Genomic DNA, 14803 nt, shown 5'->3' on the forward strand with positions numbered 1-14803 from the left:
TCACTATGCAGTTTTCGCCCCCGTTGCAGCCCGCGACGCTGATTAAACGCTACAAACGCTTTCTGGCTGATGTGGTCACGCCCGCCGGCGACGTCATGACGATCCACTGCCCGAACACCGGCGCGATGACCGGCTGCGCCACGCCGGGCGATACCGTCTGGTACGCCACCTCCGAGAATCCCAAGCGCCGCTATCCCTGCACCTGGGAACTCACCGAGACGCAGGCCGGCGATCTACTGTGCGTCAATACGTTACGCGCCAATCAGGTGGTCCGTGAGGCGATTCTGGCGCAAGAGATTCCGCCCTTGAACGGCTACGACTCGCTGAAAAGCGAAGTGCGCTATGGCGAAGAGGGCAGCCGCATCGACTTTCTGCTCAAGACGCCGGGAAAAGCGGACTGCTATGTCGAGGTCAAATCAGTCACATTATTGCAACAAGCACAGGGTTATTTTCCTGATGCGGTGACGCTGAGAGGACAAAAACATCTCCGTGAACTACAGTACATGGCGGCCAGCGGAGCGCGCGCTGTTCTCTTTTTCGCCGTGATGCATTCCGGCATCACGCGGGTCTCTCCCGCCGGCCACATAGACAGACGTTATGCAGAATTATTATGGCAGGCACAGCAACTAGGGGTTGAAATCCTCTGTTACGGGACCCATCTTGCTGCGACAGGGATGACAGTCAATGGCCCGTTACCATTCGATAACATGGCGGCGATACGCGAATAGCGTGATAGGTTATGTTTACGGATGAATTAAACGCTTCCTCACACTTTATCAGGCCGGTGTCAGGAATGATTGCCAACCCAACGTCCATCTGTTATTTATAGCGGCCTGTTTTTTCCCCTCGGGGATCGATACTGCGTGTCGTGTTATGTAGGAGAAGCAACATGCAAGAAGGGCAAAACCGTAAGACATCCTCTCTGAGCATCCTCGCGATTGCCGGAGTGGAGCCATACCAGGAAAAGCCGGGCGAAGAATACATGAACGACGCTCAGCTGGCGCATTTCAAGCGCATCCTGGATGCATGGCGCAACCAGCTGCGTGGCGAAGTTGATCGCACCGTATCACACATGCAGGACGAAGCTGCTAACTTCCCAGACCCCGTTGACCGCGCGGCCCAGGAAGAAGAATTCAGCCTGGAACTGCGTAACCGCGATCGCGAGCGCAAGCTGATTAAGAAGATCTCCAAGACGCTGCAAAAAATCGAAGACGAAGACTTCGGCTTCTGCGACTCTTGTGGTGTCGAGATTGGTATCCGCCGACTGGAAGCCCGTCCGACCGCCGACCTTTGCATCGACTGCAAAACGCTGGCGGAAATACGCGAAAAACAAATGGCAGGATGATCTATTCCTGAACGGGAAGGCTTCGGCCTTCCCGTTTCTTTATATGACCTTCTTCGACATGACGCTCCCGCAGTAGTATGTCCGCATTACATCGAGAAAATCATTACGTCGGACGCTTTGCCCCTTCTCCGTCCGGCGATCTGCATTTCGGTTCCCTGATAGCCGCTCTCGGCAGCTACCTGCAGGCTCGCGCCTGCGGGGGACGTTGGCTGGTCCGCATCGAAGATATCGATCCCCCTCGAGAAGTCACCGGCGCCGCCTCGCGCATTCTGCGCCAGTTGGAGCACTACGGTCTCCACTGGGATGGCGACATCGTTTACCAGTCTCAGCGCCACGACCGCTACCGCCAGATCCTCGACAGCCTCAAACAACAGGGACGCTGCTACTATTGCACCTGCACACGTCGGCGAATACAGCGTCTCGGCGGCCGTTACGACGGCCACTGTCGCACGCTGGCGCACGGACCGGATAACGCCGCGCTGCGGCTGACGCAGACCCGCCCGGTCATGCGCTTCCACGACCGTCTGCGCGGCTGGTTGGACGCGGACCCGGCGCTGGCGCGCGAAGACTTCATCATTCATCGCCGCGATGGCCTGTTCGCCTATAATTTAGCGGTGGTGGTGGACGATCGCGATCAGGGCGTGACGGAAATCGTCCGCGGGGCGGATCTGATCGAACCCACCGTGCGCCAGCTGTCGCTGTTTCGTCAACTCGAGTGGGACGCGCCGGACTATATACATCTGCCGCTGGCGCTGGACGCGGCAGGCAAAAAGTTATCCAAACAAAATCATGCCCCGCCGCTGCCCCAGAGCGATCCGCGGCCGACATTGGCGCAGGCGCTTGCGTTTCTACGCCAACCCTTGCCGGAAAGCTGGCAGGACCTGACGCTTGCGGCGCTTTTGACGTGGGCCGAGACCCACTGGTCTCTCGCGACCATACCAACGGAAGCGGCGATTCCTTTGCCCAAAATCACATCAGCATTCTCAAAGCGCTGAGGGTGAGCTATGATTAGCCGCTATTTTTTGGTTGGGCCGTTCATTTTTCATCATTATCGAGGTGTATTATCTTTACCCGAGTAGCTAATTTTTGTCGTAAGGTACTGAACCGTGAGAACGAGTCCGGCGCTTCCTCAGCACCGCGCGAGTCCATGACGGTCATTCCGCGTGACCAACATACTATTTCACGCAGTGACATTAGCGATAATGCCCTGAAAGTACTTTACCGCCTGAACAAGTCAGGCTATGAGGCTTACCTTGTCGGCGGCGGCGTACGTGATCTGCTGCTAGGCAAAAAGCCCAAAGATTTCGATATCACGACCAACGCAACGCCGGAACAGGTTCGCAAACTCTTCCGCAACTGCCGTCTGGTCGGACGCCGTTTCCGCCTGGCTCACGTCATGTTCGGTCCTGAAGTGATCGAGGTCGCGACGTTCCGCGGTCATCACGAACAGCATCAGGAACAGCTGCTGAAAAACACGTCCCAGCAGGGGCAGAACGGCATGCTGTTGCGCGATAACATTTTCGGCACGATCGAAGAAGACGCCCAACGTCGCGACTTTTCCATTAACAGCCTCTATTACAGCAGCGCGGACTTCACCGTGCGCGACTACACCAATGGGCTGAGCGACCTGAATCAGCGCATCATCCGCCTGATCGGCGAGCCGGAAAAACGTTACCGCGAAGACCCGGTGAGAATGCTGCGCGCCGTGCGTTTCGCCGCCAAGCTGGATATGACCATCAGCCCGGAAACCGCCGAGCCGATCCCGCGTCTGGCCTCGTTGCTGCACGATATTCCGCCGGCTCGCCTGTTTGAAGAGTCGCTTAAGCTGCTACAGGCAGGCTACGGCCATCCGACGTATGAACTGCTGTGCGAATACCAGCTGTTCCAACCGCTGTTCCCGCTGATCAGCCGCAACTTCACCGACACCGGCGAAACCGCGATGGAGCGGATGATCGTGCAGGTGCTGAAGAACACCGACCAGCGTATCCAGAATAACATGCGCGTGAACCCGGCATTCCTGTTTGCCGCCATGCTCTGGTATCCGCTGATCGAGCACGCCCAGAAGCTGGCGCAGGAAAGCGGTCTGGCCTATTTCGAAGCCTTCGCGCTGGCGATGAACGATATCCTCGACGAGCAATGCCGTTCACTCTCCATCCCCAAACGCATTACCTCGCTGATCCGCGATATTTGGCAATTGCAGCTGCGCCTGTCTCGCCGTCAGGGAAAACGCGCCTTCAAGCTGATGGAGCACCCCAAATTCCGAGCGGCTTACGACCTGCTGTGCCTGCGCGCTGAAATCGAACATCAGCCGGAGCTGCAGCGTCTGGCGCAGTGGTGGGGCGAATTCCAGGTGGCTGCGCCGCCGCGGCAGCAGGTCTTACTGAATTCGCTGGATGACGGCCCTACGCCGCACCGCCGCTCTCGTCGTCCGCGCAAGCGCCCGGCAGCGCCGCGCCGAGGTCAACAATAATGACGTGCGTGTATCTGGCGCTCGGCAGCAATTTGTCGCAGCCGTTACAACAGGTACATGCCGCGCTGACAGCGCTGGACGCGATTCCGCTTACCCGGCGGGTTCGCTGCTCGCCCTTCTACCGCAGCCGCCCGCTGGGTCCGCAAGATCAACCGGATTACCTTAACGCGGTGGCGGAGCTTCACACCGAGCTTGAGCCGGAAGCGCTGCTGGACCACACGCAGCGCATCGAGCGAGAGCAGGGGCGCGTGCGTAAGGCGCACCGATGGGGGCCTCGCACGCTGGATCTGGACATCCTGCTGTTCGGCGATAAGGTCATCAACACCGAGCGCCTCATTGTCCCCCACTACGATATGAAAAATCGCGAATTCATGCTTTATCCGCTGGCCGATATTGCCCCGATGCTGATTTTCCCCGACGGTGAAGCCTTGGCCGATCGCCTGACGCTCGTACCGCCCAACGGGCTGACCCTGTGGGATCACTTAGCGCGATAACCGCAGCCGTAAAGCGGCCCACTGCCTTGCCATTTCCAGTAGAATATCGCCGCCCCTTTTCACGTCCTCATTTTTATTCAGGAAGGCAGCCATGAAACCAACGACCCTCACCCATCTGCGCCAGTGGAAGCAAGCCCGTAAAAAGTTCGCCACTATCACCGCCTATGACGCCAGCTTTGCCCGTCAGTTCTATGAACAAGGCATCAAAGTCATGCTGGTGGGCGACTCCTTAGGAATGACCGTGCAGGGGAACGACTCTACGATCCCCGTGACGCTCGAAGATATGGTCTATCATACCCGTTGTGTCCGACGCGGCGCGCCGCGGTGTCTGCTGCTTTCCGACATCCCGTTTATGGGCTGCGCCACGCCGGAGCAAGCCTGTCAGCAAGCGGCCGAATTAATGCGAGCAGGCGCCAACATGGTGAAAATCGAGGGCGGCAGCTGGCTGGTGCCTACCGTACAGATGCTGACAGAACGTGCCGTACCGGTGTGCGGCCATCTGGGCCTGACGCCGCAGTCGGTCAATATTTTCGGCGGCTACAAGGTGCAGGGCCGTGGTGATACCGCCGCGGAGCAGCTGTTGGAAGACGCGATCACGCTGGAGCGCGCCGGCGCGCAAATGATGGTGCTGGAGTGCGTACCGGTCGAGCTGGCCCAGCGCATCACCGACGCGCTGACGATCCCGGTGATCGGCATCGGCGCAGGTAACGTGACCGACGGACAAATTCTGGTGATGCACGACGCATTGGGTATCAGCGGCGAGCAAACGCCAAGCTTTGCCAAAAACTTTTTGGCCCTGGCGGAAGACATCCCCTCGGCCATTCGTCTTTACGTGCAGGAAGTAGAGCAGGGACTGTACCCTGACGACCAGCACGCCTTTCACTAACGCAGGAGAAGCGGAGTGTTAATTATTGAAACGCCCCTTTTGCTAAGGCGCGAAGTCCGGCGCTGGCAGCAAGAAGGGAAGAGAGTGGCGTTGGTCCCCACAATGGGGAATCTGCATGACGGCCATATGGCGCTGGTTGACGCCGCCAAAGCGAGCGCCGATATCGTCATCGTGAGCATCTTCGTCAATCCGATGCAGTTTGAACGCGCGGACGACCTGGATCGCTATCCGCGCACGCTGCAAGAAGACTGCGAGCGCCTGACCCAACGCGGAGCCGATCTGGTCTTCGCGCCGGCCGCGCAGGACATCTATCCCGCCGGACTGGATCAGCAGACTTTTGTCGAAGTCCCCGGTCTGTCGCAGATGCTGGAGGGCGCCAGCCGTCCCGGCCATTTCCGCGGCGTCGCCACGGTAGTCAGCAAACTGTTTAATCTGGTGCAGCCGGATGTCGCCTGCTTTGGCGAAAAGGATTACCAGCAGTTGGCGCTGATCCGTCGGATGGTGGCGGATATGGGATACGACATCAGCATCGTGGGCGTCCCGATTGTCCGGGCGAAAGACGGCCTGGCGCTCAGCTCCCGTAACGGCTACCTCACGCCTGAAGAGCGCAAACTGGCGCCTCAGCTGCCGCGAATTATGCATACCATCGCGGAAGAACTGGCCACCGGCAATCGGCAGATTGACGAAATTCTGGGGCGAGCGGAAGAGGCGCTACGCAATGCGGGCTTTACGCCGGATGAACTGTTTATCCGCGATGCGGACTCGCTGGAACCGCTGACGACAGAAAGCGCGCGCGGCGTCATTCTCATGGCTGCGTGGCTCGGAAAAGCGCGGCTTATCGACAACCTGCAGGTGGATCTCACCGCATAATCAACACCCGGTATTCGCTTATGATAAGAACTATGCTGCAAGGCAAACTACACCGGGTCAAAGTGACCCAGGCGGACCTACACTACGAAGGATCTTGCGCCATCGACCTCGACTTCATGGATGCCGCCGGCATTTTGGAATACGAGGCCATCGATCTGTACAACGTGGATAACGGCCAGCGGTTTTCCACCTATGCTATCGCCGCCGAACGCGGATCGCGCATTATTTCCGTCAACGGCGCGGCCGCACGCTGCGCCTGCGTCGGTGACCGTATGATCATCTGCTCCTACGTGCAAATGTCAGACGAACAGGCCCGCACTCACCACCCGAAAGTCGCCTATTTCAACGACAACAACCAACTCCAGCGCACTGCCAAAGCCATTCCGGTGCAGTTAGCCTGATCTCCACGGCGTCGTATCTGCGGCGCCGTTTCTCCTCAAGATCCTTCGCTAGTTGGCCAGCCGCGCCGCCATTGTCTCAATAGAGTCTGTACGCAGCAGAAACAGTCTTTTCAGCGTAAACGGATTATCCCCCGGCAGCACTTTTCCCTGTTGCGTCGTCAACGCCATATGAAAACCCGCAGCCTTCGCCGCCTGAACCGCCGTCGGGGAGTAACCGCCAAAAGGATAGGACAGATACCACACCTGAGCGTTAAACGGCGACAATGCGCGCCGCGTATGCTCGAAATCCAGCTCGATATTACGCAGCGTGCGACTCAACAAGACCGGCCGATGGGCGGGACCGAGGCGATGCAAAAAATGGGTATGTGACTGGAGATCGAATACATCAGCGATCTGCTGTAGCTCGTCGATACTCATAAACTGGAGCGAGTCCGGATCCCACGGCTGCGGATGCCGTTTGATGCGCGAGGTGATAATGAACGCGGTGGCGTGAAAGCCATACTGCTTGAGCCGCGGATAGGCGTAGCGACACACGGACTTGAGCCCGTCGTCAAATGTCAGCACCACCGCCCTGCCCGGCAGGTTGATACGATTGTGCAGGTAATCTTCCAACTGATATAGCGAAAGCGTCGTGTAGCCCGCCTCTTTCAGGTAGGCCATCTGGCGATTGAACGCGTCATCGGACGTCGTCGTCGACGTGTGCAGAAAATGGGTGTTTTCGACGTCGGTCAGCAGGTAGTGATATGTCAGCACCGGAATACCGTGATCCAGTTCGCTGTCTTGCTCCCTGACAAACACAGGCCTATCGCCCAGGAAGATTTCATACCAGAGGTGATTAAATCGATCGTGAATTTGCCCTGCAACGGGATAGCGCAGATTTCCTGCCATCATCCCCATCGTCGGGCTATCGTCATCCGGCGCCGTATAGAGCGTCACCGGTCGCGACGTGATGAGATTACGCCGAGGACACGGCGTCATTAGACTGACCTGTGCCGGGGGAGCGTCGACAGGCTCGCCCAGCGCGTGCTTATCAACGAATCCGCTGCCGAACCCGAAGGTCAGCGCATCGCGTTCCTCGGTTCCGGGATAAACCCGGACTATCTCGCCGCGTTTGATGGCGGCGACGATTTTCACGCTATCGCCAATCGACGCGTAGACGTCGCTGTCGCGGATGAGCGTTCGGTATTCGGAAAACGGTTCGTCGTGGCGAGATAAGGCATTGACCCCGGTCAGCAACGTCAGGAGTGCGATGCCAATAGCCGCCGTGGATTGAACGTGCATTGAGAATTGACTTATTGATGCCGATAATTAAAACGCCCCCCGAAGGAGGCGAACACATTAGCCGCGCAGGCCGCGTCCCCGTTGGATAAGCCACCACGCCAGCACGTAAAAGACGATGATGAAGCTCACCAGCACGCCCAGCGTCAACGTCAGCGAGACATCATTGATCCCCAGGAAGCCGTAGCGAAAACCACTGATCATGTACACGATGGGATTCAGCTGGGAGACCGACTGCCAAATTGGCGGCAACAGCGTGAGCGAGTAAAAGACCCCGCCCAGGTAGGTTAACGGCGTCAGCACGAAGGTAGGGATAAGGCTGATGTCGTCAAAGGTTCTGGCAAACACCGCGTTTAACAGACCGGCCAGCGAAAACAGCATCGCGGTCAGTAAGAGCGTCACCACAATCATCCACCAGGCATGCACATGCAGCGGCACGAAGAACAGCGACACGGCGGTCACCAAAATCCCCACGCAGATCCCGCGCGTCATCCCGCCGCCGATATACCCGGCGATGATGATATGCGTCGGCACTGGCGCAACCAGCAGTTCTTCGATGTTGCGCTGGAATTTGGCGCTGAAAAATGACGAAGCGACGTTGGCATAGGCGTTCGTAATGACAGACATCATAATGAGGCCGGGCACGATGAACTGCATATAGGTAAAACCATGCATTTCACCGATGCGCGAACCGATCAGGTTGCCGAAAATGATGAAATAAAGCGTCATAGTAATAACCGGCGGCACCAGCGTTTGCACCCAAATACGGGCGAAACGATTCACTTCTTTGGTCCAGATGCTCTGCAACGCGATCCAATACAACCTGCTCATGCTTTCTCCTCGGTGGCATATTCTCCATGTTGGTTAACCAGATTGACGAACAGCTCTTCCAGCCGGTTAGCCTTGTTGCGCATACTCAAAATTTGGACGCCCTGCGCGCTCAGCTGGCTGAACACGCCGTTCAGGCCCTGATCCCGTTTCACGTCGACCTCCAGCGTCGTTGTATCCACCAGCCGGTGCGGGTAGCCATCCAGGCGCGGCAATGCGCTTTTGGACGCCAGATCGAGAATGAACGTTTCCGACTGCACTTTGGAGAGCAACTGCTTCATCGAGGTATTTTCCACCAGCAAGCCGTTCTGGATGATGCCGATGTTGCGGCACAGCATTTCCGCTTCTTCGAGGTAGTGCGTGGTGAGAATAATGGTGGTGCCTTGCGCGTTCAGCTCCTTCAGAAATCCCCACATGGACCGGCGCAGCTCGATATCCACCCCAGCCGTTGGTTCATCGAGGATCAGCAGTTTGGGCTGGTGCATCAGGGCGCGGGCGATCATCAAACGTCGCTTCATGCCGCCGGACAACATGCGCGCCCGTTCATTGCGTTTTCCCCATAGATCGAGCTGATTGAGGTATTTTTCGGCGCGTTGCTGAGCCGTTTTGCGATCGACGCCGTAGTAACCCGCCTGATGCGTCACAATCTGATAAACGGTTTCAAATGGGTTGAAATTGAATTCCTGCGGCACCAGCCCCAGCTGGCGTTTGGCGTTAACGATGTCCTGATCAATGTCGTAACCGAAGACGTTAACTTTACCTGAGGTCTTGTTCACCAGTGAGCTGATGATGCCGATAGTGGTAGATTTCCCGGCGCCGTTCGGGCCGAGCAGCGCATAAAAGTCGCCGGCCTCCACTTGTAAATCGATCCCTCGCAGCGCGTTGACTCCTCCTGGATAAGTCTTGCTTAATTTTGCTAGTTCCAATGCATACGTCATAAGAAAATGGATGCCTTATTGTCAGTGTGTACGTCAGTTTTCAATGTTAAAAACCCAGTGATTGCTCTATATTAACTCCACTGCCATTTGTTGTTACAGGTCATTTACTTTCATGAAAACAATCGAAACGCTCATCGCTAATAACCAGAATTGGTCCGAAAAGATGGTGAAGGAAGATCCGGGTTATTTTGAACGATTAGCTCAGGCGCAGCGCCCGCGTTTTCTATGGATTGGATGTTCGGACAGTCGGGTTCCCGCTGAGAGCCTGACCAGCCTGGAGCCGGGAGAGCTATTTGTTCACCGTAACGTCGCCAACCTGGTGATCCATACCGATCTAAACTGCCTGTCGGTCGTGCAATATGCGGTCGAAGTGTTAGAAGTCGAACACATCATCATCTGCGGTCACTATGGCTGCGGCGGCGTGCAGGCCGCGGTGGAAAACCCCGAGCTGGGGCTGATTAATAACTGGCTGCTGCATATCCGCGATCTGTGGTACAAGCATAGCTCTCTGCTGGGAGAATTGCCTCCCGAAGAGCGCTTCAACAAACTGTGTGAACTCAACGTGGTAGAGCAGGTATATAACCTCGGCCACTCCACGATCATGCAGTCCGCCTGGAAACGGGGCCAGAAGGTAATGATCCACGGCTGGGTTTACGGCATTCAGGACGGTCGGCTGAGCGATCTGGAAGTGACCGCCACCAGCCGCGAATCGCTGGAACAGCGCTATCGCCGGACGATGTCCTCACTGCTGTCATCTTCCCGGCCAGACTAATCGAAATCAAAAGCCGCGCCAACGGCGATTGTTGAGCGCGGCTTTTTCATTCTCTCCAACAGGCAAGCCCAGGAAGCTTACTCCGGCACAACCTTGCCAATATACGGCAGGTGACGATAATGCTGCGCGTAGTCGATGCCATAACCCACCACGAATTCGTCCTCAATGGAGAACCCGACCCACTCGACGGGCACGTCGACTTCACGGCGTGACGGTTTATCCAATAACGTGCAGATGGCAAGGGACTGCGGTTCGCGCAGTTGCAGTATTTCCCGCACACGGCTGAGCGTGTTGCCGGAGTCGATGATGTCTTCCACGATCAGCACGTCTTTGCCACGAATGTCCTCGTCCAAATCCTTCAGAATCTTCACGTCACGGGTCGAATTCATGCTGTTGCCGTAGCTTGATGCCGTCATGAAATCGACTTCGTGAGACACTTCCAACGTCCGGCACAGGTCTGCCATGAAGATGAACGAGCCTCGCAATAATCCCACTAGCACCATGTCGCTCTGGCTGTTCTGGTAATGCGCGCTGATTTGGCGACCGAGTTCGGCTACACGCGCTTTGATGTCCTGTTCGGAGATCATGACGTCGACGGTGTGTTTCATCATATTGAAAACTCATTGAAAGGAAGTGTTCTGTATCGCCTCGCAGGCCATACCCCGATGCTGAATACGCGACCTGTGCGCACCAGAAGATATGGCCGCGGAGTATAGCAAAAGCCCCTTTCCACTAACAGGCGCTTTCATGCTTGAGCCTAAATGCGTGCGGCGTATTTCCTGTTTGATCGTAGGAATATCGCTAAAAAAAACGCGTTGACCGCAACGTTTGAACAAAATAATCAGGATTGTGTTATGCCTGGATAAAGCTGGGTAAAGCCGGTTGCCCCTTGGACGATGAATGCTCTTATATAGGGCTATTCCTACTGAAGAGGTGCATTTATGAAAACATTGACCCAACGTTATGGCATCGCTGCCGCCATCGCCGCTTGCTCTCTTTTCGCGACCCTGCCCAGCGCCTTTGCGCATCCGGAACAGGGCGCGCCGCAGATGGAGGGGCATGGCCACGGCGAAAAAGACCATGACCGTATGCCGCACCATCCGCCGTTCCCTCCGATGCCGCCAGCGTTGTATCAGGCCTCTCTACAGACCAACGATCCGGTCGCGGGGGTGAACAAACTGGTTTCCAACGTGCCTGCCGGCATCGGCAAAACCTATGAAGTCAGCGTCAGCGTACGTGAAGTGCCGCCCGCACCCCAAAAAGGCGCTGCGGATAAGTGAACCTGCTAAGGTTTACTTAATCGTCTCATGGCAACACAGGAATTTCGTATGAAAAGATTAGTGACAGCTTTCGCCGTGCTGAGCCTCATGCCTTCGGCCTTTGCCGCGCCTGGCGGCCCGGATATGTGGCATGGGCATGGACATGGTCACGATCATGGCCCTGGCCCCGGCCCCGGCCCCGGCTTTCACTACGACCATCTACCGCCTGGAGTCGAAACCGTGCTGGTAGCCGGGCTGACCTACTACGTACTGAACGGGATATTTTATCGTCCGGATCAGGAGGGGTATGTCGTGGTCAACAACCCGGAAAATGTCGAGACCACGAATACGATGACGGTGCTGGACGTCAACGGCGAACGTTTCTACGTTAAAAACGGACGCTACTACCGGCACACCATTGAAGGCGATTACATCGAAGTCCCTAGGCCGCCGGGCCTGTAATCACGGTTTTTCCCTCCTGCGGAGGGAAAAAGACCGGTTGCTCTGTACGAATACTGAGCCGGACCGGCTGGTCTGGCTCAAACCAGTTATTGGTCTGCACCTGCAGCACATCATCCCCAATTCTCACCTGATATAGGTTATTCGTCCCCAGAAACAAACGATCCTCTATCACCGCCGTGCCTTCAGGATCTAACGCCAGTGCGATTTCCTGCGGACGCACCAGCCAGTCTCGCATCATCCCCGGCTCCAGCCCCAGCGATCGCGCCGAATGGTGCTGGCCCAGAAAGCTCTTCCAGTCCTTGTCGCCGGTAATCTTCACCGGCAGATAATTGCCGTAGCCCATGAAGTCCGCGGTGTAACGATTCACCGGTCGGTAATATAAGTCCGCGGAAACGCCTTGCTGGACCAAATGGCCTTTGCGCATCAGCATCAGATGGTCGGCGAAAGCAAAGGCGTCTTCTCTTTCGGTGGTCACGTACAGCGCCGCGATATGGCGCTGCTTCAGTAATCGGCGCAGCTGCGTCAGCAACGGGTAGCGATGCTGGCTGTCTATGCCGGTGAACGGCGAATCAAGCAGCAAAAGCGAGGGGCGACAGGCCAGCGTACGGGCCAGCGCGCCCCGCAGACACTGCTCTTTCGACAATTCGTGCGGGTAACGCTGCGCCACGTCCGTGACGCCCATCAGCGCCAGAGACTCCTCCAGCACGCGGCGCGACTCGTTACCGGGGATATGCTGCATCCCGAAGCGGACGTTCTCCATCACGGTCAGATGCGGGAACAGCGCGTCATCCTGAAACACCATCCCAACGGACTGGGAATATGGAGGCTGGCCGTTGACGGGCGTTCCCGCCAGTACAACTTGGCCCTGCGTCGGTGCGATCAGCCCGGTAATCGCCTTGAGTAAGGTGCTCTTGCCCTCCCCGCTTTCCGCGAGCAGGCAGACCAGTTCGCTTTCATGAATGGAAAAGGTGACGCCGTCCAGGACGGGATGAGATGGGTAACCGCAGTGCAGTTCGCGCACCGACAAGATATCAGGTTGGGTCATGCGGAATTTATCCTTCCCTCTGTAGCAAACGATGAAGTCCGAATAACGGCGGCACGCCGAGCAAGACCAGCAGAAACGCCGGCGCGGCGGCCCATGCCAGCTGATCGGATTCAACAAAGCCGAACACATAGGTCGACAGAGTGTCGACGTTGACGCGCTGCAACAGCAGCGAAGCATTCAGCTCTCGCAGACCCTCGCTCCAGACCAGCAGCGCCCCCACGAGCAGCGTGCCGCGGACGGATGGAAACACGTTCAGCCACACGTTTTGCGCCGTTGAATAGCCCAGCGTTCGACTCATGGCGTTCATTCCCGCCGGAAGTTGGCGCAGCTGCTGGTGCAGAGGGGCGATGATGAGGCTGGCGCCCCGCACACTATAGACCAGGATCAACATCAATACCGAGCCGGACAAGACGCCCATTGCGAGCGGCATGCCGCGCGAATCAATCAGCATGAGCGCTACCAGCACGCCCATCCCAGCCAGACTGCCCGGCAACACACGATTGAAACCCAGCCAGCGCAGTGGATGCCGAAACGCGGGATTGTCGGCGGTCCGCTTGTCGAACAGATACATCATCGCCAGTCCCAGCGAAATCAGCGTCGCGCACGACGCCGCCAGTACACTGTTGATTATCGCCAGCAGCAGCGGCAGCGTCCAAAGCGTGACCGTCGTCGTCAGCCAGTGGCGGGCCAGCCAAAGAAGCGGTACGCCGAACGCCAGCAGCATCAGTCCGCATCCGGCCCACAGCGTGACGCGGCGGAGCCAGACCGGCGCCTCAGGTCGTTCAATCGGGTAAGGCGATGCGGGACGCTGGTAACGCACCTGCCAGAGGCGACCGTGACGCGCGATCGCCCCGAGCAGCACGATCAGCGGCAACAGGAGCAGCGCCATGCGCGCCGCAGTCCCGAATTGGGCCTTGTCGCGCCAGAAATCCAGGCTGGCGGTCGTCAGCGTCGGCACAGAAAAATAGCTCGCCGCGCCGTAGTCCGACACGGACTCCAGTGCCACCACAGCAAGCCCCAGCCATAGCGTCGGACGAATGAGGGGAAATCGCACGCGAAAAAACAGCCGTAGCGCAGAGGGACAGTACAGCCGCCCGGATTGCATCACGCTCTCCGGCAGACTCATTAACGTAGCGCGCAACAGCAGATAAAGATAAGGGAACAAAGACAGCGCAAGGCACGCGCTACAGCTGACCTGCCGCAGCGATAGGCTCCAGTCTCTCCCCCATCCGGACAGGCTGGCGAACGAGAGCGCATAGAAGGTTTGCCGGACCGGACCGCCGAACTCCAGCAGTTCGCCGTACACGGCCGCCAGCAGATAGGCGGGCATGGCCAGAGGCAGCAGGAGCGCCAAGTGTAGCCAACGCTGTCCCCGGAAACGATATCGGGCCATGATCAGGGCGAACGGAAGCGCCAGCAATAAACTGATTGCCGCGCTCTCCGCCATGATCGTCAGGGTATTTCCCCCATAGCGCGGCAACATCGCCCACAGGGAAGCCATGCCCATGCCGGGTTCAACCACGGCCAGCACAGCCACTGCCCATACAGGAAACAGCAGCATCCCCGCCAACCACCCGCTACTGACGCGCCAGATACTGAGATTCATAGGTAAAAGCATAGAAAAAGTTTCAGATAACACGATTAATAACAGAGCATAACTCGGTCGTCATAAAATCAATCTGCAAGAAAAAGGCACTAATCCGGCTATTGGTCGATACTTAGCCCTGATGGTCGGTCAAAGCCTGCGCGCTGGCG

Annotated in this window: 17 protein-coding genes; 11 read left to right on the forward strand and 6 right to left on the reverse strand. The window is 57.4% G+C overall.

All coding sequences use genetic code 11. The annotated features are described in order from the left end of the window. Positions 1-5 precede the first annotated feature (5 nt). From sfsA to panD, 8 genes are all read left to right on the forward strand, one after another. Positions 6-728 (forward strand): DNA/RNA nuclease SfsA, encoded by a 723-nt coding sequence (gene sfsA / locus BLU64_RS12870; RefSeq protein WP_026741889.1) that lies wholly within the window; start codon positions 6-8, stop codon positions 726-728. A 161-nt stretch (positions 729-889) separates the two neighbouring features. Further along, positions 890-1345, forward strand: a complete 456-nt coding sequence (gene dksA / locus BLU64_RS12875; protein ID WP_026741198.1) for an RNA polymerase-binding protein DksA — start codon at positions 890-892, stop codon at positions 1343-1345. Positions 1346-1422: 77 nt separating this feature from the next. Next, a complete protein-coding gene (gluQRS, locus tag BLU64_RS12880; RefSeq protein ID WP_026741888.1) occupies positions 1423-2340 on the forward strand; it encodes a tRNA glutamyl-Q(34) synthetase GluQRS in 918 nt (305 codons plus the stop codon). Between the two features lie 68 nt (positions 2341-2408). Then, positions 2409-3815, forward strand: a complete 1407-nt coding sequence (gene pcnB / locus BLU64_RS12885; protein WP_217630046.1) for a polynucleotide adenylyltransferase PcnB — start codon at positions 2409-2411, stop codon at positions 3813-3815. Beyond that, positions 3815-4309, forward strand: coding sequence for a 2-amino-4-hydroxy-6-hydroxymethyldihydropteridine diphosphokinase (gene folK / locus BLU64_RS12890; RefSeq protein WP_026741886.1), 495 nt, complete (start codon positions 3815-3817; stop codon positions 4307-4309). Before pcnB ends, folK begins: the two co-directional genes overlap by 1 nt. A 91-nt stretch (positions 4310-4400) precedes the next feature. Further along, entirely contained in the window at positions 4401-5195 is a 795-nt protein-coding gene (panB, locus tag BLU64_RS12895) for a 3-methyl-2-oxobutanoate hydroxymethyltransferase (protein ID WP_026741885.1), read from the forward strand. A 15-nt stretch (positions 5196-5210) separates the two neighbouring features. Then, a complete protein-coding gene (gene panC, locus BLU64_RS12900) occupies positions 5211-6065 on the forward strand; it encodes a pantoate--beta-alanine ligase (RefSeq protein WP_026741884.1) in 855 nt (284 codons plus the stop codon). A gap of 20 nt (positions 6066-6085) precedes the next feature. Further along, on the forward strand, positions 6086-6466 hold the full coding sequence (panD, locus tag BLU64_RS12905) for an aspartate 1-decarboxylase (RefSeq protein WP_074728938.1): 381 nt from the start codon (positions 6086-6088) through the stop codon (positions 6464-6466). A 48-nt stretch (positions 6467-6514) separates the two neighbouring features. Here panD and BLU64_RS12910 read toward each other — a convergent pair whose 3' ends face one another. From BLU64_RS12910 to BLU64_RS12920, 3 genes are read right to left on the reverse strand one after another with little or no spacing between them, the layout of a single operon-like run. Next, positions 6515-7747, reverse strand: coding sequence for a polysaccharide deacetylase family protein (locus BLU64_RS12910; protein WP_074728940.1), 1233 nt, complete (start codon positions 7745-7747; stop codon positions 6515-6517). Between the two features lie 57 nt (positions 7748-7804). Then, positions 7805-8575 (reverse strand): ABC transporter permease, encoded by a 771-nt coding sequence (locus BLU64_RS12915; RefSeq protein ID WP_026741881.1) that lies wholly within the window; start codon positions 8573-8575, stop codon positions 7805-7807. After that, positions 8572-9510 (reverse strand): ABC transporter ATP-binding protein, encoded by a 939-nt coding sequence (locus BLU64_RS12920; protein WP_026741880.1) that lies wholly within the window; start codon positions 9508-9510, stop codon positions 8572-8574. Before BLU64_RS12920 ends, BLU64_RS12915 begins: the two co-directional genes overlap by 4 nt. A 112-nt stretch (positions 9511-9622) precedes the next feature. Between BLU64_RS12920 and can the strand changes: the two genes are divergently transcribed. After that, positions 9623-10282 carry a carbonate dehydratase gene (gene can / locus BLU64_RS12925; protein WP_074728942.1) on the forward strand — a complete coding sequence of 220 codons (660 nt, stop codon included), beginning with the start codon at positions 9623-9625 and terminating at the stop codon, positions 10280-10282. Positions 10283-10359: 77 nt separating this feature from the next. Here can and hpt read toward each other — a convergent pair whose 3' ends face one another. Further along, positions 10360-10890, reverse strand: a complete 531-nt coding sequence (hpt, locus tag BLU64_RS12930) for a hypoxanthine phosphoribosyltransferase (protein ID WP_026741878.1) — start codon at positions 10888-10890, stop codon at positions 10360-10362. A gap of 333 nt (positions 10891-11223) precedes the next feature. Between hpt and BLU64_RS12935 the strand changes: the two genes are divergently transcribed. Together BLU64_RS12935 and BLU64_RS12940 are read left to right on the forward strand one after the other, a co-directional pair. Further along, a complete protein-coding gene (locus BLU64_RS12935) occupies positions 11224-11562 on the forward strand; it encodes a hypothetical protein (RefSeq protein ID WP_026741877.1) in 339 nt (112 codons plus the stop codon). A 48-nt stretch (positions 11563-11610) separates the two neighbouring features. Beyond that, the gene (locus tag BLU64_RS12940; protein WP_026741876.1) at positions 11611-12003 is read left to right on the forward strand and encodes a DUF6515 family protein; all 393 of its coding nucleotides are present in this window, start codon (positions 11611-11613) and stop codon (positions 12001-12003) included. On the opposite strand, the gene BLU64_RS12945 is transcribed toward BLU64_RS12940, so the two are convergent. Beyond that, a complete protein-coding gene (locus BLU64_RS12945) occupies positions 11984-13048 on the reverse strand; it encodes an ABC transporter ATP-binding protein (RefSeq protein WP_051625451.1) in 1065 nt (354 codons plus the stop codon). The two genes, BLU64_RS12940 and BLU64_RS12945, sit on opposite strands and share 20 nt — an antisense overlap. Positions 13049-13055: 7 nt before the next feature. Beyond that, positions 13056-14654, reverse strand: coding sequence for an ABC transporter permease (locus BLU64_RS12950; protein ID WP_074728944.1), 1599 nt, complete (start codon positions 14652-14654; stop codon positions 13056-13058). Positions 14655-14803: the final 149 nt, after the last annotated feature.

It is taken from the genome of Lonsdalea quercina, from assembly GCF_900107885.1.
GTDB lineage: Bacteria > Pseudomonadota > Gammaproteobacteria > Enterobacterales > Enterobacteriaceae > Lonsdalea > Lonsdalea quercina.